This is a genomic window from Blautia sp. AF17-9LB (assembly GCF_003479185.1).
GTDB classification, from domain to species: Bacteria; Bacillota; Clostridia; order Lachnospirales; family Lachnospiraceae; genus Fusicatenibacter; species Fusicatenibacter saccharivorans.
Genome location: NZ_QUGU01000019.1, coordinates 1 through 26,619, shown reverse-complemented (window position 1 = coordinate 26,619; position 26,619 = coordinate 1). Strand labels below are relative to the sequence as shown.

General features: G+C 45.4%; 21 protein-coding genes. 1 reads left to right on the top strand and 20 read right to left on the bottom strand.

Features of this window, described 5'->3' with window-relative positions:
- Window positions 1-22: 22 nt before the first annotated feature.
- Window positions 23-418 carry a pyridoxamine 5'-phosphate oxidase family protein gene (locus DWX00_RS16575; RefSeq protein ID WP_117801882.1) on the bottom strand — a complete coding sequence of 132 codons (396 nt, stop codon included), beginning with the start codon at window positions 416-418 and terminating at the stop codon, window positions 23-25.
- A gap of 265 nt (window positions 419-683) precedes the next feature.
- On the opposite strand from DWX00_RS16575, the gene DWX00_RS16570 reads away from it, so the two are divergent.
- Window positions 684-1,052 (top strand): winged helix-turn-helix transcriptional regulator, encoded by a 369-nt coding sequence (locus DWX00_RS16570; RefSeq protein ID WP_118595794.1) that lies wholly within the window; start codon window positions 684-686, stop codon window positions 1,050-1,052.
- Window positions 1,053-1,119: 67 nt separating this feature from the next.
- Here the strand turns inward: DWX00_RS16570 and DWX00_RS16565 are convergent, their stop codons facing one another.
- The 19 genes from DWX00_RS16565 to DWX00_RS16475 all read right to left on the bottom strand — a co-directional run bounded on the left by DWX00_RS16565 (window position 1,120) and on the right by DWX00_RS16475 (window position 26,341).
- The gene (locus tag DWX00_RS16565) at window positions 1,120-3,165 is read right to left on the bottom strand and encodes a beta-galactosidase (RefSeq protein ID WP_118595793.1); all 2,046 of its coding nucleotides are present in this window, start codon (window positions 3,163-3,165) and stop codon (window positions 1,120-1,122) included.
- Between the two features lie 18 nt (window positions 3,166-3,183).
- Window positions 3,184-6,222 carry a glycoside hydrolase family 2 TIM barrel-domain containing protein gene (locus DWX00_RS16560; RefSeq protein WP_117801879.1) on the bottom strand — a complete coding sequence of 1,013 codons (3,039 nt, stop codon included), beginning with the start codon at window positions 6,220-6,222 and terminating at the stop codon, window positions 3,184-3,186.
- A gap of 97 nt (window positions 6,223-6,319) precedes the next feature.
- On the bottom strand, window positions 6,320-7,126 hold the full coding sequence (locus DWX00_RS16555; RefSeq protein WP_243001871.1) for a carbohydrate ABC transporter permease: 807 nt from the start codon (window positions 7,124-7,126) through the stop codon (window positions 6,320-6,322).
- A complete protein-coding gene (locus tag DWX00_RS16550) occupies window positions 7,126-8,013 on the bottom strand; it encodes a carbohydrate ABC transporter permease (RefSeq protein ID WP_022461293.1) in 888 nt (295 codons plus the stop codon). The genes DWX00_RS16555 and DWX00_RS16550 overlap by 1 nt, the downstream gene beginning before the upstream one ends.
- A gap of 187 nt (window positions 8,014-8,200) precedes the next feature.
- Complete coding sequence (locus DWX00_RS16545) at window positions 8,201-9,577, bottom strand: ABC transporter substrate-binding protein (RefSeq protein ID WP_117801878.1); 1,377 nt, start codon at window positions 9,575-9,577, stop codon at window positions 8,201-8,203.
- Window positions 9,578-9,780: 203 nt separating this feature from the next.
- Window positions 9,781-10,722: an AraC family transcriptional regulator gene (locus tag DWX00_RS16540; RefSeq protein WP_118595792.1), complete on the bottom strand. Its 942-nt coding sequence runs from the start codon at window positions 10,720-10,722 to the stop codon at window positions 9,781-9,783.
- Between the two features lie 12 nt (window positions 10,723-10,734).
- Window positions 10,735-11,034, bottom strand: coding sequence for a cupin domain-containing protein (locus DWX00_RS16535; protein ID WP_022461296.1), 300 nt, complete (start codon window positions 11,032-11,034; stop codon window positions 10,735-10,737).
- Between the two features lie 153 nt (window positions 11,035-11,187).
- Window positions 11,188-11,823, bottom strand: coding sequence for an ABC transporter ATP-binding protein (locus DWX00_RS16530; RefSeq protein ID WP_022461297.1), 636 nt, complete (start codon window positions 11,821-11,823; stop codon window positions 11,188-11,190).
- A gap of 4 nt (window positions 11,824-11,827) precedes the next feature.
- Window positions 11,828-12,682 carry a hypothetical protein gene (locus DWX00_RS16525; RefSeq protein WP_118595791.1) on the bottom strand — a complete coding sequence of 285 codons (855 nt, stop codon included), beginning with the start codon at window positions 12,680-12,682 and terminating at the stop codon, window positions 11,828-11,830.
- Window positions 12,675-13,445 (bottom strand): hypothetical protein, encoded by a 771-nt coding sequence (locus tag DWX00_RS16520; protein WP_022461299.1) that lies wholly within the window; start codon window positions 13,443-13,445, stop codon window positions 12,675-12,677. Before DWX00_RS16520 ends, DWX00_RS16525 begins: the two co-directional genes overlap by 8 nt.
- A 137-nt stretch (window positions 13,446-13,582) precedes the next feature.
- Window positions 13,583-14,785, bottom strand: a complete 1,203-nt coding sequence (locus DWX00_RS16515; RefSeq protein WP_147398276.1) for a hypothetical protein — start codon at window positions 14,783-14,785, stop codon at window positions 13,583-13,585.
- Between the two features lie 204 nt (window positions 14,786-14,989).
- Window positions 14,990-16,306, bottom strand: a complete 1,317-nt coding sequence (locus tag DWX00_RS16510; protein ID WP_118595789.1) for an ATP-binding protein — start codon at window positions 16,304-16,306, stop codon at window positions 14,990-14,992.
- Complete coding sequence (locus DWX00_RS16505) at window positions 16,303-17,019, bottom strand: LytR/AlgR family response regulator transcription factor (RefSeq protein ID WP_118595788.1); 717 nt, start codon at window positions 17,017-17,019, stop codon at window positions 16,303-16,305. Before DWX00_RS16505 ends, DWX00_RS16510 begins: the two co-directional genes overlap by 4 nt.
- A 246-nt stretch (window positions 17,020-17,265) precedes the next feature.
- Window positions 17,266-19,119, bottom strand: a complete 1,854-nt coding sequence (locus tag DWX00_RS16500; protein ID WP_118595787.1) for an ABC transporter ATP-binding protein — start codon at window positions 19,117-19,119, stop codon at window positions 17,266-17,268.
- Window positions 19,112-21,433: an ABC transporter ATP-binding protein gene (locus DWX00_RS16495; RefSeq protein ID WP_118595786.1), complete on the bottom strand. Its 2,322-nt coding sequence runs from the start codon at window positions 21,431-21,433 to the stop codon at window positions 19,112-19,114. Before DWX00_RS16495 ends, DWX00_RS16500 begins: the two co-directional genes overlap by 8 nt.
- A gap of 45 nt (window positions 21,434-21,478) precedes the next feature.
- Window positions 21,479-21,925, bottom strand: a complete 447-nt coding sequence (locus DWX00_RS16490) for a MarR family winged helix-turn-helix transcriptional regulator (RefSeq protein ID WP_022461451.1) — start codon at window positions 21,923-21,925, stop codon at window positions 21,479-21,481.
- Window positions 21,926-22,044: 119 nt separating this feature from the next.
- Window positions 22,045-25,392 carry a DEAD/DEAH box helicase family protein gene (locus DWX00_RS16485; protein ID WP_118595785.1) on the bottom strand — a complete coding sequence of 1,116 codons (3,348 nt, stop codon included), beginning with the start codon at window positions 25,390-25,392 and terminating at the stop codon, window positions 22,045-22,047.
- Between the two features lie 20 nt (window positions 25,393-25,412).
- Window positions 25,413-25,883, bottom strand: coding sequence for a hypothetical protein (locus DWX00_RS16480; RefSeq protein WP_118595784.1), 471 nt, complete (start codon window positions 25,881-25,883; stop codon window positions 25,413-25,415).
- Window positions 25,880-26,341 (bottom strand): DUF3990 domain-containing protein, encoded by a 462-nt coding sequence (locus DWX00_RS16475; protein WP_118595783.1) that lies wholly within the window; start codon window positions 26,339-26,341, stop codon window positions 25,880-25,882. The genes DWX00_RS16480 and DWX00_RS16475 overlap by 4 nt, the downstream gene beginning before the upstream one ends.
- Between the last annotated feature and the right edge of the window lie 278 nt (window positions 26,342-26,619).

Here is a 26,619-nt window from a genome sequence, read left to right as displayed (position 1 = left end):
ACTTCAAATTCATAGCGACAGATTAAAACTCGTACGGCGGGTTTCCGGAAAAGTCTGCGATTACACCGTGTGCATTGTTCAGATAGAATACCTCGAAAATCGGGTTGTCAGCGGTTTGGTACTGGCCTTTTACAATCGGATTTCCCATGCACATTTCTTTTGCAGCCATGTTGTTTTCAAATACAGCTTTTCCGTTCAGACGGATCCATGCATAGGATGGGCTGGAAGTGGAAATTTCAATTTCCGGATTTGCCAGCATATCTTTATAAACATCTTTTGTGTTGTTGGTACAAAACCACAGTTTTCCTTCCATTTCGCCAATAAACATAAACGGACGGCATTTTGCTTTTCCATCGCGCCCTACAGTTGCTAAATACTGTACCGGGTTTTCTTTTAAGAATTCTACTACTTTACTCATGATGATGTCCTCCATTTTCGTTTTTTGATTTTGTTTTTGAGCTTGTTTCTTATGATTTGGTTTCGGCCTTTTTCGAATGCGCTCCAGACCTTTTTTCTCGAAAGGATTGCTTTTTTCTTTCGATGGCTTTATAATAAGCCCAAAGCGTCTTAACGTAAAGTAAGCACAATATTGTGCTGTAGTTACCAAAAGGAAACTATTGTGTAAATACAAGGTTTTCCGTGCTTACTTTTACGAGAAAATCTTTATGAAATGGAGGTTTTTTATGTCAGCTTCTGAAAAAAACGCAATATCTTTAGCCGATCTCCCGGCCTGCCCGGTAGAGACTACCTTAACCTTAATCAGTGATAAATGGAAAGTCCTGATTCTCCGTGATCTGATGCCAGGCACCAAACGTTTTGGCGAATTAAAAAAATCCATCGGTCACGTTTCCCAGAAGGTTCTGACGAGCCAGCTCCGTCAGATGGAACAGAGCGGGCTCGTCAGCCGTAAAGTTTATGCAGAAGTTCCACCGCGGGTAGAATATCCCCTCACCGACCTGGGCTACAGCCTACAGCCAATCATGGATGCCATGTGGAGCTGGGGAGAAAATTATAAGAAAAAACTCTCCGCCGAAGAATCCGAAACCGCCTGATATTCATTTGTTTTTTGCAAAAAAAATGTCTCAAAACCAGTCTTTTGTTTTGAGACATTTTTATTTTTTATTTTTCCCGGAAATTCGGACTGTTTTCTTTCAGCACCACTGTTTCCCAGCTTCCGATTGTTCCATCATACTGTCCGTTCCACACCGGATACTGTTCGACCGGAAGTTTGATTTCCACGGCATTCCGATTAAAGTTCTGTACGAACACATACCGGATTCCATTCTTTTCGCGCGTTGTAACCTCCACGCCATCCGGAATCTCTTTCACCACCGATGTGACACCTGCTTCTTCTGCCAGTTTTCCGCAGAGCTCATCGTACAGACCCTGTTCAAAACCGGCACAGATCTGATATGCTTTTCCTGCGCCATACTGGTTTTCTGTCAGTGCAGGCATTCCTGCATAAAAATCTTTTCCATAAGTCATCAGCACTTCTGCTGTCGATGGTTTCACCAGTTCACAGAGATTGCTGCACCGGTACGTCCGGGTCAGATGCAGACGGTTTTGCGGGACCGGAACTCCTTCGTTCCATTCCCCATCGTACAGGCCGTCAATCTCCATGCTCCGAAGTCCCATTACATCCAGCAGTCCGTGCGGCGTTCCGCCAAGGAAACAAAGATCCGTCTCATCTACAATTCCGGACCAGTACGTTGCCAGGAAAGTGCCGCCTCCGGCCACAAACTGCCGTACTTTTTCCACCCATCCTTCCCGCTGCAGATAAACCACAGGCGCTGCCACGATCTGATAGTCCGAAAGGCCCTGCGTTTCATCGATGACATCAACATCCAAGCCGAGTCTGCGGAAGGCGCGGTATGATTTTTCCACGGTTTCTTTGTAAAACAGGCCCTGATTCCGTGGCCCTGCCGCATCTTCCAGTGCCCACCGGTTTTCGGTGTCATAAATCACAGCCACTTTCGGACTGCAGATGGCACCGGAAAGTTCCTGCATCTGCGCCAGGGTTTCTCCTACCTTTGTCACTTCCCGGAATACACGGGTGTCATCTCCTCCATAATGGTCTATCACCGCTCCATGAAACTTTTCGGAAGCTCCACGACTCTGGCGCATCTGGAAATACAGGACGCTGTCTGATCCGTGCGCCACGGCCTGCATGGATGCGGCATGCAGCATGCCCGGCTTTTTCAGTTTGCTGACCGGCTGCCAGTTTGTTGCGGACGGACAGCTCTCCATCAGATAAAACGGCTTTTTCTGGATACTGCGCATGATATCATGCTGCATCGCCGTATCTGCTGCCGTAACTGCTTCCGCTTCTTTGTGCCAGGTCGGATAATTGTCCCAGGAAACAAAATCAACAATGTCGGCAAACTTGTGATAATCCAGTCCCTTGAAATCATACATCATATTGATGGTCGTAGGCTGTTTGGCACCGGCATCCCGCAGCGCGCTGATCTCCCATTTCACAAAATCGGCTGTCTGATCTGTTACAAATCGTTTCCAGTCCAGATTCAGTCCGTGCAGCGATGCGTCTCCTTTTGGCGACGGACTCTCCACCTGATCAAAACTCTGGTATGTATGACTCCAGAACGCCGTGTTCCATGCATGGTTTAAGGCCTGTAAACTGCCATATTTTTGTTTTACCCAGTTCCGAAATGCCTCCTGGCAGAGCGGACAATGGCACTCTCCGCCTAGTTCATTCGAAATATGCCATGCAATGACGCCTGGATGATCCCTGAACGCTTCTGCCAGTTTTGTATTGATCTTTCTCGTTTTTTCCCGGTACACCGGCGAGGTATAGCAATGGTTATGACGCTCTCCGTACAGATTTCTCTGCCGCATCGCATCCATGCGGAGTACTTCCGGATATTTCTGTGCCATCCAGCGCGGTCTTGCCGCTGTCGGTGTAGCCATCATGACGGAAATTCCATTTTCATACAGACGGTCTACCATTTTTTTGAGCCATTCCAGATCAAACACACCTTCTTCCGGCTCCAGGAATGCCCAGGAAAAGATGCCGAGGGAAACTTCATTTATTTTCGCTTTTTTGAAATACGCAAGATCTTGTTCCAGAATTTCCGGATATTCCAGCCATTGTTCCGGATTGTAATCTCCGCCATGCAGAAGTTTTCCAAAATTTATATTCTGTCTCATGAAAATCTCCTTTTATTCTCAAATGCCTCGGAATGTAAAGGTAAATTCCAGTTTCTGGTCAACCGGAATCAGGTATTCCGGATGGGTCTGTGCACCCCAGCTGTCGTCTCCTCCGACACCCATCTGCTGTTTTGCCACGCGCACAACCGTATAATGTACCTGCGGCAGTTCATATGGATGCATCGCATTTTCCAGCTCGTGCGGCGTATACGGCAGTGCGGAAAATTCCATCTTGTCGCCGCTGAACATCATACCGCGGCCTTTGCGGTTCGTCACGGTTGCCCAGCGTACACCAACCTTGTTGCCGCACTCCTGCGGAACGAGATATTTCGCCATATTGTCTTCGACTTTATTCTTATAAACGCCAAGCTTTGCTCCGGCGCAGCGGTCCACATACGTCTCCTCCGGTCCCATGCCGTACCAGGTAACGTGGTCGTAATCGGCATCCAGCTTGAACATCACGCCGAATTCCGGCATATCGCCGAGCTCTTTCACCGGATCATACGTCAGCGTCGTCTGAATACTTCCATCGCCGAAGACACGGTAGGTCAGACGGCACTCACTCGCCGGTGTGGTCGGCATTACATAGCGGTAGCTGACTTCTGCGCAGTCCTCGTGTACTTCGATTTCCGGCGCATACAGTCCCGGATAATGGCTGCCGTTCGGATATTTGTGGGACAGATACATCGAAGCAATCTTCCACTGGCTGTAACGCATCGGCATCAGGCTTCCGCAGTCATTGTCGATCGGCGCACGCCAGAAGTTCGGTTTCGGAATCATTTTGATCATCTCAACGCCGCCGTAACGGTACGATACGAGTCCGCCGTTCAGATCGGAGAACATCACATCGAAATTCTCGCCGCGCACACCAAAATCATGGTTGGAACGGATCACTTCAAATTTCGCCGGTTTTTCTGCTTTCGCCGGTGCTTCCACTTCATAAACGCCCTGTCCAAATGCAACTTCATGGCCGCGCTTGCCCCATACGGTATCTTCTTTCAGGCGGAAGGAAACGGTCACCGCATACTCTCCCGGAAGTGTCTGTACCGCGATCGGCAGCTCCACCGTTTTTTCCGAAAGCGGCTCCACCGAAACTTCCATCGGCACTTCTTTCAGTTTCTTTCCTTCTTTTTCGAGAAGTACTACGCATGCAAATGTATCGGTATTCACAAACAGGTTTTTATTTTTTACAACCGCCTTGTCTTTCTGCACGTCAATGGAAATATTCTGATAGCAGAATTTTACTTCCTGCATCTTCGGAGACGCGTCGCGCTCGCCGCCGTATACGATACCATTTCCACTGAAGTTATAATCACACGGATGGTCGTCAAAATCACCGCCATACGCCTGGAACTCTTTTCCGTAGCGGTCTTTTTTATAAATCGACTGATCGATATAGTCCCAGATAAAGCCGCCCTGGAACATTGGCTCTTCCTCGGTCAGATCCATATATTTCTTCATCGCGCCGCAGGAATTTCCCATGGCATGGGCATACTCACAGCAGACGTACGGTTTTCTGCGGTCTTTCGCTAAAAATTCCCGGATCTCGTTGACCGTGGTGTACATCCGGCTTTCCATATCGCTGGTGTCGTTGTATCTGCGGTCATCGTTCACTCCCTCATAATGGACAAGGCGGGTCGGATCCATCTTCCGGTATAACTGAGACATTTCAAAAATAACCTTTCCGCCGAACGATTCATTTCCGCAGGACCAGATCAGAATCGCCGGATGGTTTTTGTCTCTCTGATACATCGAGTTGACACGGTCCAGCATGCAGTCCATCCACTCCGGACGGTCGCACGGTACGACACCGGAGAAATCCCCGTTCCGTACCGCATCCGTATCTCTCGTTCCATGGGACTCCATGTTGCACTCCGCGATCATGTAAAGACCGTATTCATCGCACAGATCATAAATGCCGACCGCATCCGGGTAATGGCAGGTACGGATTGCATTGATGTTGTTCTGTTTCATCGTTGTCAGGTCTTTGATCAGCTCTTCTCTCGAAACGACACGGCCGGATACGGAGCTGAACTCGTGGCGGTTGACGCCTTTAAAGACAATGCGTTTTCCATTCAGCATCATGATGTGGTCTTTCATCTCAAAGCGGCGGAATCCGACTCTCTGCGGAATCAGTTCCTGCACTGTTCCATCCTCTGCGGTGACTTCCAGCAGAAGATCATACAGCACCGGTGTCTCTGCGGACCACAGTTCCGGGTGATCGACTTTCAGAACAAACTGTGTTTCCCCATCCAGCACACCTTCGGTGCTCTGCAGTGCCGTTCCGTCTTTTGACAGGGTAATTTTTACTTTTCCTTTTCCGATCGTTTTCGTATCAATGACCAGATCTGCCTTCGTAAACGTATCATCCAGCAGCGTCTGTACTTTCAGATCCGAAACGTGAACCTCCGGAATCGTGTACAGATACACATCACGGTAAATACCGGAGAAACGGAAGAAATCCTGATCCTCGCACCAGCTTCCGCTCGTCCATTTGAAAACCTGCGCAGCCAGTTTATTTTCGCCCTCTTTCAGATACGGGGTCAGTTCAAACTCGGACGGAGTAAACGTATCCTCGCTGTAGCCAAGGAACGTTCCGTTCAGCCATACGGCAATACCGCTCTCTGCTCCCTGGAAGGAAACAAAAAGCCGTTTTCCTTTCATCTGATCCGGCACTTCAAAATATTTCACATAGGAAGCCGTCGGATTGAACCGCTCCGGAATCTCGCCCGGCTGGATTTCTTCTCTTCCTTCCCACGGATACTGCACATTGGCATACTGCGGTGCGTCGTATCCCTCCATCTGGATATGCGCCGGCACGCGGATATCATCCCATTTTGTGCAGTCATACTCCGGTGTCTCAAATCCCGGAATCGTGCTCTCGTAGTTCTTTGCATAGTGGAATTTCCACAGTCCATTCAGACTGTGACGGAAGTTTTCCACATGCTGCTCCATTTCTTCCACCGATCCATAATACCTGTGATCGGAATGCGCCGGTACCCGGTTCTCTCCATAATACGTCGGGTCCTTCACTTTTTCATACTGAAATACACCCATTTTTATTTTCCTCCTTCTGGAATTTTATTTTCTTTGATCTTTTGAAAAAAGGTGGATATTCATCCAAATATCCACCTTTTCTGTTCGATTCTTTTTCTTATTTTACAGCACCTGTGATACCTTCTGTGAAGCTCTTCTGGAAGCAGAAGAAAATGATTGCTGTCGGGATCGTACAGATGAATACGCCGAGCATCAGCACGCCATAATCTACAGTGTAGCCGCCGAGCAGGTTCGCTACCAGCATCGGCATGGTAATGGAATCATTGTTCTGCAAGATAACCTTTGGCCACAGATAGTTGTTCCATGCATTCATGAAGGTGATAATCGTTGCTGCCGCATAGGTCGATTTCATGGTCGGCATATACATGCGGAAGAAAATTCCTGTCTCGCTTAAACCATCCAGTCTTGCCGCTTCGATGATATCGTGCGGGAAAGAACGGGAAGCCTGACGGAACATCATAATCATAAACGGAGTGGAAATCGAAGGAAGCATAAATGCTACCATCGTGTTGACCATTTTTAACTGTGAAAACATGCGGAACATCGGGATCATGATTGCTGCAAACGGGATCATCATCGCAGTCAGAAGCACGGTAAATACCGCATCTTTCGCTTTGTCATGATAAATTTCAAATCCATAACCTGCGATTGAGCAGACCAGAAGACAAAGGACCGTCAGTACCGTTGCATTCCGGAACGAGTTCCACAGTGCAAGACGCAGGTTCTGCTGCGCAATCAGTGACTTGAAGTTTTCCATCAGATAAGTACCCGGAATCAGTTTTCCGGCAATAACATCAATACTTCTGTTCGTAGACGCGCAGAACATATAGTACAGCGGAAATACAGAAAGGAGGGATGCTACCGTTAAAACCAGATACATGAAGAATTTCTTTGTTTTTCCCATTATCGCTCGTCACCTACTTTCATCTGAAGCAGTGCCAGAATGGCTACCATGATCAGGATCAGGATGGACATTGCTGCCGCATAGCCAAAGTTCGGGCTCTGTACAAAGGACATATTGTAAATATAATGAGACATGGTCATGGTTGATTTTCCAGGACCTCCGTTTGTCAGGTTCAGGGACTCATCGAACAGCTGCAGAGTACCGTTGGTAGAAGTAATTGTGGTCAGCAAAATCATCGGTTTTAACAGTGGAACGGTGATCTTGAAGAAAGTCTGCAGCGGGCTTGCGCCGTCGATTTTGGCTGCTTCGTAGATCGAATATTCAATGTTCTGCATACCGGAGAGATAGAAGACCATGTTGTATCCGGTCCATCTCCAGATCAGGGCGATGATGATAACCGCACGGGCTGTCCACGCATTGGAGAACCACATGATCGGGTTCATGCCGAGGCCGCGGAGAACGGTGTTGATAAAACCGTCATTTGCAAACAGGGAACGGAAGATCATCGCGTAAGATACGAGAGATGTTGCGCACGGCAGGAAAATGCAGGTACGGAACAGTCCCTTAAAACGCAGATCTTTGTTGTTCAGCATGGAAGCAAACATCAGGCCGAGGATCAGCATGATCGGCACCTGAATAATCAGATAAAAGAAGGTGTTGCTTAAGGTCTGTTTAAAGGTCGGGTCTTTTAAAATACGGGCATAGTTTGCAAATCCGTTGAATTTCAGGTTGATGCCCATACCTGTCTGTAAAGACAGGATGAATGCCTGAATCATCGGATAAAAGCTCATCCATGCGATCAGGATCGTTGCCGGCATCAGGAAAGCCCAGCCGGTAAGATTCTGTTTTCTTTCCAAGTTCATTCCTTTTTTCTTCTGACTGCTCATGGAATCTTCCTTTCTTTTTTTACCTGGCGTGTGTTTGAAAAAATCTTTTTGCAGACAACATTTCATGTTCTCCTGCAGAAATCATTTTTCAAACACACACCGCATAGATACAGAACGGGCCTGCTTCTGTCTGTCCAGGAAGCAGACCCGTTTCTTATCGTCCTACTTTTTTATGTATTGCAGGATATCAGCCACCCATGTTGAACTCTACAGTTTCCTGTGCGGTCTGAAGTTCGCTGTCCATATCTGCTCCTGTCTGGATGATATTGGAAAGTGCGGTTCCGACAGCATCACGTGCATCGTAGTAGAATGCTCCAGTGATGTTGGATGGAGTCTTGGTTGCGAAATCAACGATTTTTGCATAAACCGGGTCATCACTGAAGAATGCAACTGGCTGTGCATATGCTTCGGAATCTCCTGCCGGTGCCCAGGTTGCCAGAGCGCCTTTTGCGATGATGTCATCGTAAAGAGCTGTGCTGCCTGCGAAGGTAGATTTCATAAAGTCAATGGCAAGATCGGTTTTCTTGCAGTTGGAAGAAATTGCCCAGGAAGAACCACCGTTGTTGGAGTAGTTGGTTGCTCCGTCGATGCCGTCCAGTTTTGGCATATTGGTGAGCGCCCATTTACCGGACTGATCTTCGTTTGCTGTGATGGAAGCCATAATCCAGCATCCGTTGATAACGCCTGCTGTGGTTCCGTTGTTGATGGATGCAATGTACTGATCCCAGTCAGTAACCTCTACAAGAGTGCCATCTTTTACCATCTGGCTGTAAATCTCAAGGATTGGTTTCAGTGCTTTGTTGTCTACGATGTTGACAGATCCATCTTCGTTGAAAAGGGACTCACCGCAAGACTGCAGCATTTCCATAACAAGGTCCGGAGATCCGGCCTGAGATGTCAGGATCGGCTGGCCTGTTTTCTCTTTGACAACTTTTGCTTTCTCCATAAAGTCATTCCAGGTGATATCTGTGAAATCATCTACGGTGAAGCCTGCCTGCTCCAGCATATCAGTACGCAGGCACTCGATAACGGCACCATTGTCGAACGGAATTCCGTAGTTCTTCCCATCCAGAGTAGAGTAAGCAACTTTTGCGGATGAGAATTCGCTGAAATCAATTCCGGAATCGGTCAGATCGGTGAAGATGTCCGGATAGTTGGTTGCATATTTCTGGAAGGAGTTATCCTGCATCAGGAAGATATCCGGCAGAGTGCTTAAGTCTCCTGCGGAAACTGCTGTGGTCAGACGGGTTTCAATGTCGTCGGACTGTACTTCGCTGACTTCTACTTTGAATCCTTCGTGATCCTGTGCATAAATTTCAGCTGCTTTCTTGATCGCGTAAACGTTGAAGTTCGGGTCCCAGGTCCATACGGTTAAGGTGTTGTCATCATCAGAGCCGCCCTCTACTACGTCGCTGCTCTCTGATTTTGCAGTGGTTTCACTTGCTGCTGATGCATCGTTTCCGCCGTTGCTGGAACTTGTTGTAGTTCCTCCGCTGGAACCACATGCAGCCAGTCCAAATACCATTGCTGATGCCATTACGATTGATACAATTTTTCTTTTCATATTGCACATCCTCCTTAAGATGTTATTTTACAACCGGAACCTCCGCACTTTTTACAGCACAGAAATTTTTTGGTTGTTTTGTACATTTTTTATGTTTTTATTCCCTCAACATGTACAAAGTATAACATATTTTCCCGTCGTTTGTGCGCATTTTTAACTCTATGTTATGCATTTTCAACCATTTATAGGCATTTTGACGGACATCACCATCCTTCCTGTGTTTTTATATCAAAATTCAACAATTTTCGTTCATAATGTTCCGGTGCACTTCGCCACTGCTGTGGAGATACACCAAGAATCCGGCGGAAATTACGGTTAAATGTAGAAATTGTTGTGAATCCGCTTCGCATTGCAATCTCATTTACAGAAATATTTGTTTTCCGCAGTTCCTTACATGCCGCCCGGATCCAGACCCAGTTAATGTACTCAACCGGCGTCATCCGCATGGATTCCTGAAAAATACGGCGCAGATGTGTTTCGCTGATATGACATACCTCTGCCAGCTCCTCAATTCGAAGAATCTCTTTATAATTTTCTCCAATATAATCCAGCGCAGGCAGAATCAGAGCGATACTGGCATCATCTACAATAGAATTCTTTTCCTGCTCCTCGTCCCTTTCATTCCATCTGGCAATCTGCATCAGAAGCGCTCTGGTCAGTCCTTTCACTTCCTCGAGATAAAATTCCCGTTTTTCACCCATGCATTTAATGATCAGTTTGATCATCTCCGCGACCTCCGGCCTTTCCTCATTTTTCACAAAATGGGCCTTCTGGTTAATACGCGCAATCAGCTTTTGTGCCATGCGCATATTGCCCTTATACAGCTCTGTAATAAATCCTTCCACATCCACAAACACCCATGCCCAGGAACATACACTGTTTTCTTTTGAGTTTGTTGTATGCGGAAAGTTTTTCGGCACCACCGTAAACATACCGCCATGATACGGCAGTTCCTCATCTTCCAAAACAATCGTTCCCTCACCGTAATAGCAGAAACCGATCTCCATCAGGTTATGAAAATGCAGATAATCAATCTGGTACCCATAATTCTGCAACCATTTTTCTCCCTGCAGCACCAGCACCGGGCATTTTTCCGGCACTTCGTAATAGCGGTATTCCATTCTGGGCTTTTTCTTTCTGCTCATATCCGTACCTGCTTATTCTACTTTTTTCTGAATCATCGCCAGAAACACGAGCGGTTCTTCCCCTGCGCAGGAAACCGCATGGCCGCTGCCGTCCTCGCAGAACGTCGTCATGCCCGCCTGCACCGGGTAGGTTTTGTCGTTATCCTGATACATACCCGCACCGGACAGGATGTGATACGCTTCTGTCTCCCCATGATGCTCATGATACGGAAGCTCATCACCCGGTAAAATCGTTACTTTTGCAAAGAGTGTCACCTTTCCGGAAAGGCGTTCGCCCTCCAGCAATTTTTCTGTTGTGTGTCTGTCTGCCATTGTTCATGTCCTCGTTTTCGTAATCTTTTTTTGTTTTCCCTGTCTCCATCCTACACCAAATAGCGTAAGATTCGATCTTCTCTGTGTTTTTATTATATTCTCTGCTTCACCGGAAGACAATGAGATTCACCAAAAACGAGCAACTTTTTTCCGTCAGCCTACAATCTTTCCTCTGTCAATCTCCACCGTCGTATCGCACAGTGCTGCGATGTCTTCCCGGTTGTGGCTGGCCAGAAGAATGGTTTTTCCTTCGTCTTTCAGTTTCAAAAACAGCTGCCGCATCTCCTGCACGCCCTGGTTGTCGAGACCGTTCATCGGTTCATCCAGAATCAGAAGGGAAGGTTCCTCCATAATCGCCTGTGCAATACCGAGACGCTGGCGCATGCCGAGCGAATACTTGCCGACATGCTTTTTCGCTTCCGGATCCAGTCCGACTTTTCGGATGGCCGCATCGATCTCCTTTTTTCCGATCTTCCTGCGGATGCCGGCGAGAAACTGCAGATTCTGTCTGGCACTGTAGCCCGGAAGAAAGCCCGGTGTCTCGATGATGGCGCCAATACTCTCCGGCGCTTCGATCTCTTTCCCAATCTGTTTTCCATCCACAAAAACCGCGCCATCGTCCACCCGGAGAAATCCGCAGATGCATTTGAACAGTACCGTCTTCCCACTTCCGTTTCTTCCGATCATTCCGTGAATTTTTCCTTTTTCGAAGCTCAGGCTGATCCCGTCCAACGCCGCGTAGCTGCCAAACTTTTTTGTCACGTTTTCTATTCTTATCTTTTCTTCCATTCTTTCAGATTTCCTCCACAAAGTTCAGATCCTTTTTCCGGATCCCGAGATACGAAAGGATCGTGCATGCGCCGATGACAATCGCAAAGACACTGTAAACATATGCCATCGACGGCCCGTTTCCATATCCCTGCCACTTGTAGCTCGCAATATTCATCCAAAGCGGCGGCGCGCAGTAATAGCCGATTGTGATGCTGGAAAATTTGCTGAGCAGAAGCGCAGTGAGTGAGATGCCGCAGTTGATGACGATTCCAAATCCCCTGTGTACCAGAAAATTTCCGGCATAACTCACAACGCCTGTCATAACCGACAGGCACCAGATCGCAAGCATTGTGAGTCCCATTGCCTCCTGCGGCGAAAATCTCGAAAGGATCAGATAATCCAACGGTTCCTGGTCAAAGGTATATGCCGCATTCGTCTGAGCCAGCGTACTGATCACCTTCCCCCATCCGGTTTCCCACCCTACATTCGGAAACACAAGCAGTACCGGAATCATACTTAAGCATATGGTGTAAAAAAAGGAAACAACCACAATGTACAGCATGTTTCCCCAAAACCAGCTTTTCCGCCCGGCCCGCAAAATCTGCCACCCGCTGTTCGGTTCCAGAAACGGAGCATCACAGAAAAGCAGCAGAGCCCCAAGAACAATGATAATCTGGTCTCCATTATATCTGGTCATAAACGGCAGCATCCAAAAAGTCACATCAACTCCGGTCTGCTCGCAGAAGCCTCGAATACCCACCGTCATTACATGAAAAAGGATCGCAATCCACAACAGCGCAACATAAAACCGTGGTGTTGTGAATGTTTTCCGCAAACGTATCTGACATACCCGAAGGCTCATCCGTATTCTATCCATTCTGCGCCCTCCTCTTTACCACTCGCACGAAAATTACACCTTCCATTCCTGTCAGAATAAGGAAATAACCAGCTATCACAAAAAAATCCTTAAAATTCCGGATACTTCCCCCATGGAGCTGGTACCATCTCATCTGGCCCGGCAGCTGCAGCGCTTCTGCTACAAGCTGGCTTGCATAATAAAAAAGAGCCGGTGTGCTGACCAGCACAAACAGATTTTTTATTTTTCCCGATATCATAAGCGCAAAAACTGCCATAAATGCATACTTGACAGCCTCAACTCCAAATCTTGCGGCAAGGTAAAACGGCAGAACGAGTCCATTTCCATAGCTTAAACTGCCTGTTAATGTTTCAAGCTCTTCTTTTTTTATCCACGGTATTTTTAATGCCAAAACGCCATAAACAACTGCCATTCCCAGAAAAATACTGATCACAGAACCGAAAAAGGCAACCACCAGATGCGACCAGCAATATGCTGTTCTCCCTATGCGTGTCTCAATGCATCTAAGATAGCCATTTCTGCTGTCTTCCCAATAGCTCAGCGCAAACGGCAGCACAGCCAGCACAGAAAACACTTCAAAAAATGCCCCCACACCATGACTGCTGACAACCAGGTAATATACCGATGCATTCCACCGGCTCTGCATTGCTTCCTGACTGATGTTTAACACGGTAACCAGCATCGCACCTGCGATGGCAAAATAAAATTTTCCTGATAAAAACATTCTTTTAAAATCCATTTTTATCATTCGAAAAAAATTCATGAAAGATCACCTTCTTGTCCTTCCGCAACAATCTCTTATCCTCTTCGTCTTTTAAAAAGATGTGACCCGCTTAGCCCGGAGTCACATCTTCCGCAAAACAATTTATTCTTTGAGTAACTCGTAAATCTCAGACAAACTCACCCTGCAATTTCCCGTCCATCCAGTGCATTGATGTAAACATACTGTTCGATCTCATCTTCTATAAATCGAAACTGCCACGCAGGAATCATATCACACATCCAATGCCCTGTTTCATTTCTTCCCGTTGTCATCGGGTAATAAATCAGTTTCATCTGATTCAGCGTAATCGGCTCTGCAATTGCCAAATCATACTTATTTCTCAGCGTTTCCAAAATAATATCTTTTTCCGCAAGAGATACCGGTTCCTTTTCCCGAATAGCATAGTGATTAACTGCTTGAAGATATTGAATTCCGCCCTCCGTTATAACAGCCTGTATTTTAGATGACGGAATATAAAGATCATCCTGCCGGTTAATTTCATTGCATAATACAGGAACCCCATTCAGATAACCCTGAAAAAACAACAGGAAACAATCATCTGCTTTTGACCACTCATATTTCTGAATCTTCTGAGGCTTTAGCAATTCTCCATTCTCGATTGCCTGTTCCATTAATTCCTGCTGTTTTTCCATCTGTTCATACGAAAAACTGTATTTACTGGTCAATTCAACTTTTTCCCAGTCTCCAATCCATCTAACAAACTCTTTTCCTTCCTCTATCAGCTTTTCTTCGTCTTCCAATGAAATTTCCTGCTCATTGTCTCTGACCAAAATCCCTTCACCATAGGCTGATGTAATATATTCAACAGGCAAATTATAATAAACTTTTTTTCCTTCTTCCGTTTCCACTCCTAATATATTGCTGACAGACACCGTTCCATTTTGATTTTTTAATTGTTCGCCAAGTATTCCCTCATACGAATAACAAACGTCCGGCTCTCCTGTGTCTCCTTTTCTTGTTTCCAATCCACTTTCCGGAATTTTCCCAAGTATTTTATTGAACACACTTTCTCCTTGAAATCCATCCACTTCTATCACACATTTTTCAAACTCATTCCATTTTTTGTCAGGCATGTCAACAATCGCATCAATTTTGGCCTGACTGCCAAGCTGAAAACGGATGTGCTCACCATTGCTTAATTCCTGATCATTTTCAGGTGTCACATTTGTTTCCGTTTCATCATTGCTGATAGAACTATTCCATTCTTCTCCATTTTCCTGTTTTTCTACCTGCTGCAAATTTTCTGACTCATTTCCCATATTCTGACAACCTGTAAAGAACAGTAATATTACCATAATTCCCAATACTTTCTTTCCCATATATCCCCTCTTTTCAAAATTTCGTTCTTTCTCTTCTGTTACTCGAAGCATAGCGAAATTTTTCTCCATCGTCAACGGATCTGGGATATCATGCTCTATCTGGGATAATCAGTACAGATAGCAAAAAATAAAACTTTGTTCTTTGAAATCCGCATTCTTTTTGCTTCCTTCATACAAATAAAGTCTTTTTTATTACGTTTTATCTTATTTTATCGGAAATACTGCCTCTGCGCAAAACAAATCTCCTGTCTCATAATACTTTAACGCGCCACCTACCTTTTGCATCGTCCGTTTTACACTTTTGTGCCCAATCCCGTGGCTGCTTGTATCTTTCTTCGTCGTATTCAAACTTGAATTTTCATTTAAAACAGATTTTTCTATTTTGTTTTGAATCTCCAACCGAAGATATCCCATTTTTTCCTCTACAAAAATTATAATTTCTTTCTTCTCTGTAACTTTCCGCTCTGCTTCAATCGCATTATCCATGAGATTTCCAAACACAGAGCAAAATTCCAAATCATCAATTCCTTCCATTTTGCTCAGAATCGTACACTTCACATCTACTTTTTCACTTCTCGCAAGAGTAATTTTTGTATTAATCATAGAATCCACATAACTGTTTCCTGTCTGAATTAGTGTCTGCACATCTTCAATTTTCTGATTAATTTTTTCCCATACCTTTACCATTTCCGACTGCGGCATGGTCTCCATTGCCTCTTGCAGAGGTAAAAGATAATTTTTCAAATCATGTTTAAATTCTCGTAATTCTTCATTACTTCTCTTAATAATTTCCATACTTTCCTTTGAATATTTCTCTTTTTCTTTCATCAGTTCATATTCTAGCTTTGTTTGATTATCCTTGCTCATTTGCTGTACTATAAAGTACATAATCAGGCACATCAGCCAGATACAGCATACGCACAGCAAAATCCATTTCTGTTCCTGCATCTGCACACTTGGCAGATCTCTTACTACCAAAATCATAGTATCTCCCGCAATAATTGAGAAAACAAGGTTGCATCCCATGACAATCCATTGCCAGCTTATCAGATTCTCTCGTTCAAACAAAAGACTATTTAGTAATTTACCAACAAAAAAATAAGAAATTTTTGATAATAGCACGAGCGCAATTCTTACTGTATCCTGATCTTGAATAAACGATGCAACACTTTCTTGAAGGATAAAACTGCCGCCGAAAAGGATCGCTGTGTTTACCATCATCAATACTGCTCTCGCAACTACCGCTGCAGTAACCTTTCTCAGAACACTTCCCCGTGTACCCACCATCAAATAGACAAAAAGCCAAATCAATGTGATCCACATTTCCCACCTGTCATATAACGCAGGATACTTTTCCAACGCAGGAAAGATTAGCCCAAATAGCACTGCAATTCCCCACAAAACTTTACCTTTTTTCCCTCTGGGTTTCTGCTGCATAAAATCCATGCAGAATTCCAACAAAAGTATGTTTTCCCAAACAGAAATTGCAAGTTCAAAGACCTTCCAAAATGCTGCACTCATTCCATCACCACTCCCATAATTTTCATTCGAACCTGATTCAGATAATTTCTGCTGACAGGAATGCTTTTCCCGTTCAATAGCAGAAGTTCTTTTTCGCGCAACCGATATACATAGTTCATGTTAACCAAATATCCTTTATGGGTCCTTACAAATTTATGCGCTTCTAGTTTTTTCTCCGCTTCTGACATTTTCATCCTTACGCGAATCGCCTCATCCCTCGTATCTTTTTCCCGATAAAAAAGCAGATAGTTCTTCTCGCTCTCCACAAACCAGATATCACGCAATGCAAGTTTTACACTCTGACGCCCTGTCTGCAGTTCTATTTGGGGAACTTTCTTTCCTGCCTTTTTCTGCAGTTCCAGCAACTGCGGCTCCAGTTCCTCATCCAGATGTGCCTTGCGGATAAAAAAGAATGGATGATACACCAATGACTGAAACACCAGATCATCCTTATTCGATACAAACACAATGCAACATTCCCTGTTCCACTTTTTCAGATACGATGCAGCCTCAAATCCATTCACTTCCGGCATATCAATATCAATAAAAAAAACAGAAATCTCATCAAGATTTTTGATTCCTTCCAGCATCTCCTTCGCAGATACGTAGCACTCCATTTCCACTGCAATCTTATATTTCTGACATAAACCTCGAATTCTGATTTCCAGTTTATTTAAAAACACTTTATCATCATCGCATAAAATTAAATTCATTATTTTCCCCCGTGCTTCTTATCGAAGATTCTACTTCTCAACAGCATACCAAATTTTTTCTTTTCTCTCAAGTAACCTGTGATAACATGCATGATCTGGGACAAACATCAGATCATTCTGCTCTGAGAGCTTTTTTGCCTGACGGGAAAATGTAACGAGATTTTCCCTCGAGAAAAAAAACAACACCTGAACCGTTTTGCCAACTCAGGTGTTGTTACAATAAATTTATATCGCCCGCAAAGGCTGTTACGCCACCACATCCTCAAACTGCGAATTGTAAAGATTTGCATAGAACCCGTTTGCCGCGAGCAGTTCTTCGTGATTTCCCTGCTCGATGATATCTCCGTCTTTCATGACGAGAATCAGATCCGCATCACGAATCGTGGACAGCCGGTGGGCGATGACGAAGCTTGTTCTGCCCTTCATCAGGTTATCCATGGCCTTCTGGATCTCGATTTCGGTTCTGGTGTCGACGGATGAGGTTGCCTCGTCGAGGATCAGAATCTTGTTGTCAGCAAGGATTGCGCGTGCAATCGTCAGCAGCTGTTTCTGTCCCTGCGACACATTGCTGGCATCTTCATTCAGTTCCATCTGATAGCCGCCCGGCAGGGTCTGGATGAAGTGGTGGGCCCTTGCGGCTTTTGCTGCTGCGATGACTTCTTCATCTGTCGCATCGAGCCGGCCGTAGCGGATGTTTTCCATGATGGTTCCCTTGAACAGCCACGTATCCTGCAGGACCATACCGAAGGCATCGCGCAGCTCTCTGCGGTTGAAGTCTTTGATGTTGTGGTCGTTCAGCAGAATGGCTCCGCTGTTGACATCGTAGAAGCGCATCAGCAGTTTGACCATCGTCGTCTTTCCGGCTCCGGTCGGGCCGACGATCGCGGTTTTCTGGCCCGGTTTTACTTTGGCGCTGAAATCGTTGATGATGATCTGCTCCGGGTTGTAGCCGAAATGTACGTGGTCGAAGGTGACTTCTCCTGTCACAGTCTCGATTGCTGCCGGATTCTCGACAATCTGGTCTTCCTCTTCCTCGTTCAGGAATTCAAAGACACGCTCGGATGCCGCCGACATCGACTGTACCATGTTGATAACCTGCGCAATCTGCTGAATCGGCTGGGTAAAGTTTTTCACATACTGGATAAATGCCTGGATATCACCGATCGTGATCACGTTTTTGATCGCCAGAAGTCCGCCGGTCAATGCCACGCAGGCGTAGCCTAAATTTCCGACAAACATCATAATCGGCTGCATCATACCGGATAAAAACTGGGATTTCCATGCGGAATCGTAAAGAATATTGTTGGTTTTTTCAAACTCTTCGATCGTATCCTTCTCGCGGTTAAATGCCTTGATGACGAGATGGCCGCCGTAAACCTCCTCAACCTGACCGTTGATGTGGCCTAAATATTCCTGCTGGGCACGGAAGAATTTCTGTGATTTCTTTGTCACGAGTCCGATGAGTCCCATTGAAATCGGCAGGATCACAAGCGCGATCAGCGTCATCAATGGGGAGATACTCAGCATCATGATCAGAACACCGATGAGCGTTGCCAACGAGGTGATGATCGTCGTGATACTCTGGTTCAGTCCCTGGCCAAGCGTATCGACATCATTTGTGATGCGTGAGAGCACTTCACCGTACGTGCGGCTCTCAAAATATTTCATCGGCATACGGTTGATCTTCTCCGAAATCTCTTTTCGAAGCTGATAGCACACCTTCTGCGTCACGCCCGTCATGATCCATCCCTGGATGAAGCTGAACAGGGCGCTCATCAGATACAGGCCAAGTACAAACAGCAGAATCGTTCCGATTCTTGCAAAATCAATGCTTCCTGTGCCCCGGATCTTTTCCATCAGTCCCTCGGACAGTGCGGTCGTAGCTTTTCCGAGAATCTTTGGTCCGGCAACATTGAACACCGTTGAGCATGCGGCACAGATCATAACAATAAAAATCGCAATTTTATATTTTCCGATGTACTGAGCGAGCTGTTTGATCGATTTTTTCAGATCTTTCGGCTTCTCGCCCGGCTGCATGCCGCGGCCCATCCGTCCCATCGGTCCTCTTTTGCGCGGCTGCTGGTTCATTTTATTACTCATGGTCAGCCACCTCACTTTCCTTCAGTCCAAGCTCTTTCTCTGACAGCTGGGATTTCGCAATCTCCTGGTAAACCTCGCAGCTTCTCAGCAGTTCCTCATGCGTACCTTTTCCGACTACCTTTCCGTCATCGAGCACCAGAATCTGCTCCGCATGGAGAATCGTGCTGATCCGCTGTGCCACGATGATCACGGTGCTGTCTTTGACATTCTCCGCCAGTGCTTTTCGAAGCGCCGCATCCGTTTTCAGGTCAAGTGCAGAAAAACTGTCGTCGAAAATAAAGATTTTCGGGTCTTTTGCAATCGCACGCGCAATCGCCAGACGCTGTTTCTGTCCGCCGGATACGTTCGTTCCGCCCTGTGCAATCGCGGTTTCGTATTTGTCATCTTTTGCCTCGATAAACTCGGTTGCCTGCGCAATTGCGGCTGCCTTTTCGATCTCCGCATCCGTCGCATCGTCTTTTCCGAAGCGCAGGTTGGATGCGATCGTTCCCGAGAACAGCACACCTTTCTGCGGCACGAAACCGATCTCATCGCGCAGATCCTTCATCGTAATGTTTCGAATATCTTTTCCGTCGAGCGTAATCTTTCCGCCCGTCACATCATAGAGACGTGGGATCAGGTTGACCAGCGTCGATTTACCGCAGCCGGTGCTTCCGATGATCGCCGTCGTCTTGCCAGGCTCGGCAACAAAGTCGATGTCATGCAGCACATCCTCCTCGGCGCCCGGATAACGGAAGTTGACGTGATCGAAGCGGACAACTCCGTTATGAACCTCCAGCTGCTCCGGATTTTTGACATCCTGAATGGAGGATTCTGTCTGAATGACTTCATCGATACGGCCGGCGGCAACAGCGGCACGCGGCAGCATGATTGACATCATTGTCAGCATCAGGAAAGACATGACGATCATCATGGCGTAGGTAATAAATGCAGTCATTGCACCGACCTGCATCGTGCCGGCATCGATTTTATGTGCACCGAACCATACGATTCCGACGGTCAGCACGTTCATAATCATCATCATACCAGGCATCATAAAGGTCATGACGCGGTTGGTGAACAGGGTTGTTTTGGTCAGTTCCTTATTCGCACCGTCGAAGCGCTCTTCCTCTTTGTCCTCTCTTCCGAACGCACGGATGACAGAGAGTCCGGTCAGGATTTCACGCGATACGAGGTTGATGTTGTCGACCAGTTTCTGCATCAGCTTGAATTTCGGCATCGCAAGGGAGACAAGCAGCATCACGTATCCGAGAATGACGATGATCGCAAGAACAATGATCCATTCCATACCGGCTCCCGTTTTCATGACTTTCAGCACACCGCCGATGCCAAGGATCGGAGCGTAGGCAACCATTCGCAGCACCATGACGGAGACCATCTGGATCTGCTGGATATCGTTCGTGCTTCGGGTAATCAGCGATGCGGTGGAGAACTGATCCATCTCCGCATTGGAGAATCCGACAACCCGTTTGAATACTTTTTCGCGCAGATCGCGGCCGATTCCGGCGCCGACGCGGGAGGCAAACAGTCCGACGAGAACAGTTACCACACCCATCAGGAGTGCCATGCCGACCATCTTGAGGCCTGCGGTCAGAAGGTACGTTTTCTGAATCTGGTCTACATCGAGGCCCACCGCTTTGTCTGCGGAAACTGCATACGCAATGCCCATCGATTTTACCAGGGAGCTTCCCATCGTATCAAGCGTTTTTTCCATGCTGTCGCGCATCGAGAGCACGGTGTCTTTATCCATCTGTCCGCTCTCGAGCATCGCTGCAAAGATTGGACGGACATCCACACAGGTGACTTCGACTTTGTTTCCATCGTCATCCTCTTTTTCCTGCTGGAAGCTCTTCAGCTCCACATGCATCATCTCGCCGATCTGCTCAATCGTCATGTTTTCAAACACCGACGCATCCTGACCGGTCTGCTGTGCCATGAGTTGTTTAAAGGTATCCTCCTCCATCGCACCCATCTGGTAATTCATCAGCAGTGCAACGGTCAGTGTATCGTCTGTTTCATCAAGTTCTTTTTCAGAAGCTTTGTTCCGTTCATAATAGCCGTCCTTTTTCGTATAGAGGCTTTCCCATAAATCCACCTCATCATCCGTCATGATAAACTCGGCCGTCTGAAATTCTTCCTCGGTGATCCGTTTCGGCGTAACGTGCTCGACGCCGCTGTTCTGAATGCCCACATCGATGATGTCGGATGTATACGACGGGAGCGACAGGTCGCACCACGCCTGGACAAACAAAAGCATAAGAATCACGAGAATCGATTTCCAGTACGGGATCATGTTCTTGAAAATCTTACTCATTTTTTCCCCTTTCTGTCTTTTTTTGTGTACCAGCTTGCCGGCACACTAATTCTGTCGTTTTCGGGTGTCAATTTCTTTTTCTGCGATCTCATAGATACGATCCAGATAAGCAACCAGCTGATCTATATCCTCTTCCTTCAACTGTGACATCACAGAGCAGCCAAAGTCCTGCATTCTGTCCCGTACCTCTTCCCCCTTTTTCCAGCCCTTCTCTGTCAGACTGATATACGTATTTCTGCGGTCTTTTTTGTCAACGCTCCGCTCTACATATCCTTTTTCCTCCAGCCCGCGCAGTGTGCGCGACACAGCCGGCGGAAGTGTTTTGGTCTTCGCCGCCAGCTCTGAGCTTGTAATTTTTCCGTTTTCTCCCATTTGCAAAATCGCACCCATAACGGAAAATTCGGAACTGCTGAGTCCCGGAATCAGGTCTGATACGTTCAGTTTTTTAAACTGGTGCACCGCACGAAACAGTTTTTCAAATGCATCCTTCATGTTTCCCCCTCCTTTTGCTGCAAATGCTTAACAGCGTTATTTATTTACGCGCGTTAAATAATAACACCGACAAATTTCCATGTCAAGAAATTTGCCGGTGTTTATGTTTTTTTTAGAATTTACGCTACCGCATTTTCGTTAATCTGATTGATTACTTTCCGAATGCCCATCCAGACTGCCAGATCTGTAAAGACTTCCGCAACACTTCCCCGATCTGTAAACGGAGCTTCCTGAAGCACGGAAAGGTCTTTCATCATTCCATTATGAACAATATATTCGATAATCTGATTCACAAAATAAATTTGTCTGCTGTCAAGATCGGCATTCGTCAGATACTCTGAAAACGCTTCTTTGGCTGCATTCATATCGAGTCCGACAATTTCCCGGACAAATTCTCCCAAAGGTTTCGTTCCAAATTCCTGCTCGTAATCCTGCTTCGTACCAATCTCATTCCAGAGAATTTTTTCCAGGCTGGCAACATCCATTTCTGTCAGCGGCTGATTTGTTCTCAGTTTCGCAATTGCAATCGTGTCCTGATGCTGCCGGATATAATACTCCGCTTTTGCTTTATAATTTTTCAGCTCATCATTTTCCAGTTCAGACTCGCGCCAGTCGATGGATAATAAGTCATCATCAAAATTGGTATTATAAAGCAATTTCGTTTTTAGAATATATTTCATCAAATCCCGTAATCTTTCCCGGATTTCTTCGAATTCATTGATTCCCGCATTCGCAATATAATCTGTATGCAGAATTTGCCCAATCAGATCTGACTGTGCCTGAATTTCCGGAACATTCGCAACGTTTGCAATACCAGCTACTCTTTTCATAAGATCACTGCGGGCCCGTGTATATTTTTTTCCAATCAAATATGCCAGTTCAATTCCATACATCAATGCATCAAAACGAACTGCACTTGCCTCATCTTTATCCGGAAGAATTAACGGTGCCACTTCTTCACGCACAAGCAACGTATCTTCATAGGTAAGAGCATTATAGTTTTTTTCATCCGAGTACAAATCTACATATTTCAGATGCTGCCTTACCGCAAAATTATCTCTCGGCAGCTCCCGCACCTTTTCTGTCATCTGTTTTACCAGCGCATCACGGTACGCAATCAGTCTGTCCACCTGATAGGAAATATCCTGCAGTTTGTAGGCAATATCAAATTTCAAATTAAATATTGCTCCCTGCAAAGCAATCATATTTGCAGTTGCTTTCCCTTTATTCATTCGGAAAAACTCAAAGTTTCCACAAAAGTCAAAAATATAAAACTTCTGCTTATCCTCGCCATCCAGCAAGCCCGGGCAGAGTCGTGTTCCACGTCCAATCATCTGCCAGAATTTCGCCTTACTCATCACCTTTTTGAAAAACACCAGGTTCAGCACCTCCGGCACATCAATACCGGTATCCAGCATATCCACAGAGATTGCAATTTGAGGCATTTTTTTCGCATCTGAAAATTCATCAATTGCACTTTGCGCATACTCAATTTTATTATCGATCACTTTTGCATAGTCATCTGGATACTGCGGATATTCCTTTCGAAAAACTCTGAGTATTTCTTCTGCATGCTTGTGCTTTTTCGCGAAAATAATTGTTTTTCCAAGCTTCTGCCCATAATCAATCTTGATGCCATTCGTCATCAGAATATGCAATACCTGTTTTATGGTATCTTCATTAAAAATCCAGGTATTTAACGCGGATGAACTGATTGATTCCGGCAGATTTCCGTTCTCGTCTTCGAATGTTGCCTCATACGTTTCTTTGTCTTCCTCCGACAATTCATCATACACAATTCCCTGTTCGATGAATTTCAATCGCGATTCCACCGAAACATAATCTACAAGATAACCGTCTTTTACCGCCTGCGCCAGATCATATCCATACGTCGGAACGCCGTTTTCCAGTTCAAAGACTTCATACGTATTTTTATCAATTTCATCTTTGGGCGTTGCAGTGAGTCCTACCAGCGGCGCATCGAAATAATTAAAAATATCCCGATACTTATTGTAAATTGATCGATGCGCCTCATCACAGATCACCAGATCAAAATGGCCGCAGGTAAACAGTTTTCCCTCGCTGTCATGAACTGTATCAATACAATTGATCATTGTCTGGTACGTAGAGAAAACACAGTGCGCATTGTAGTTATCCTTTTCTTCAACCAAATTGGTACAGGACAGATTCGGCAGCAGGTTCACAAAACTTCGTTTTGCCTGCATAACAAGTGAATTTCGGTCTGCCAGGAAAAGAACATTTTTTACCCAGCCTGCCTTTAATAATACATCGCACAGTGCAATCACCGTTCGCGTCTTGCCAGAACCGGTCGCCATGACAAGCAGTGCTTTCCTGCGGTTCTTTTCATCAAAGCTGCGGCACACTGCTTTTATGGCAGCTTCCTGGTAATAGCGTCCCGCAATATTTTTGTCCACGGTAATATGCTTCAGACTTGTGCGCATAGACCGCAAATTAAACCACTTTTCCAGATCTCTCTTCGAATAAATCACAGAACATTTTCGCTCCGGATACTGGCCATCAATAATACGCGTGTCAAATCCATTTGTAAGAAAGACAACGGGACGTCTTTTGTATGTTTTTTCCAGCAGATCCGCATACAATTTTGCCTGCTGTCTTCCCTTGGAAACATCTACACAGGTGCGCTTTGCTTCAATTACCGCGAGCGGTCGGTGCATATCATCATAAAGGACATAATCAGCAAAGCCAACCTCTGATTTATTCGGCATTCCCGGAATTTCCACCTCATTGATCCAGTCTCTGCCTTCCACCCAGCCTGCTTCTGTCAGCATGGAATCGATATAAAGTTTTCGCGTCTGATACTCGGACAGTTCCAGCGGTTTGGGAACATACGTCTGCTGCTGTTCCTGACGGCGCGCGGACAATTCTTCCCGCAGAGAAGCATTTTCTGCACTTAGTTTTTTCAGGTCAAGCTCCTGCTGCGCCGCTTTCTCCAGTTCTTTCTCCAGAGCTTCTTTTGCTGCTTTCGCATCTTCTTTCGACTTTTTCGCTTTCTCTATCCGCGCTGTGATCAATGTTTTGTCGAAGACTCTCCGCTGATACTGATCGGAATAGCAGTATGCAATATAATCGAGATAAATAAAAAGATTTTCCAGGCAAAGCATCGCTTCATCCCGTCCCAGTTTTCTGCTGCTGTGTGCCGCATTATTTCCGCTCCGCCGAATATAGTCCATCCGCTTCCACAAATCCGGGCCGATTGTCTGGCGATAATCCTCACTGTTCATCAGACTCTGCAGGTTGTCCTGGTACGGCATCTCGAGCGCATTATCCACAGAATACATCCATTTCACCGCAAACTCCATCGCCCGTCGGCTGTTCAAAATACTGGCCTCCGGGTCGAGTAAAATAATCTTTTCTGCGGACACGGCAACGTCGGCAAAGGCGGAAAATTTAGGTTCTTTTTTCAAATAATCAAAATTCGTAACCATGCGCACCTCCCTTTGATTTCTTAAAATCCTCCGTTAAAATAGGCTCTTGCTATTACATAAGATGGTTCGTAATATGCACTGCATTCGTAATTATCGATAATGCTGCAGATCTCATTATTATAAACTCGGATGAGTCCGTCTACATAGTCTTCGTCTTTATCAGCAGTATCAAGAATCAGACGCTGATATACTTTTCCGATCTGAGTTGCGCTTGGAATATGATCTACTAAATCTTTATTTACATTGGTGATGTCAAATTCACCATTTTGGAGCTGATACTCTTCGATCCATCGGTCTTCTAATGCCTCTGGATTTTCACAGTGAAGTACATTAGCAAGACTGATCAGACGATAAAGCTCGTCCTTTCCGATTGCATTTACAACATAATTGTTGTGCTGATGAAGCTTTCTTGCAACACGCTCGATCATGTAGCACATGAAATAGAGATCATTCTTCTCAATAAATTCATCCGGGAAAAATTTGTTTGTCATACCTTCTCACTTCCTTCATAATGAATTGTTTTCAATGCTGTTTCCGTACAGAATACAATCTGGTGTGTCGGATACCGAAATTTCACCAATGCCCAGAAGGCTTCTTTTGATATTTCTCCGCTTACATAATCCTCCACATAGTTCCAAATCTGATCATCTGCCATTGGACCTTCTACGATATCATAATTGTGTTCTATTCCTCTTCTGCAGTCTACTACAAATTGCAGCCACTCTTCTGTCATTTCTTCAAATGTTTTAATCTGGAGATTCTCATTTCTCTGATAGGAATACGTATTGATAACGGAATCACCTTTTTTCGTCATAGCCCATCGTATGGCTTGTTTTTTCAGATTTGTGCAGTAAAAACCGTAACCAAAATCTTTGTAGTAGCCATTTATCATGATTTTGGGTATCTCAACTTTCATATTACTTCCATGATAGATTATTTTATTATCCAAGACAATTCCCTCCCGCTTGACAAATTAGGTTTCATCGTTTATGATCAAAATAGTTTAAAGATACATAAACAAGAAACGGGCTGCCCGGGTAGTACCTTCTTGTTTACTGTATCTTTTAATTTTATATTTTCATAAAATTCTCCTGCAAATTCTTCATTGCAAAATTCCCTGTAATCATTTTAATATGTTAGACTGTATTTGCCTATAAAAATTTTGTATCTTATTCTGCAACTTTTGATTTGTCGACTTGCTTAGCAAATTTTTCAAATTCCTCTTGT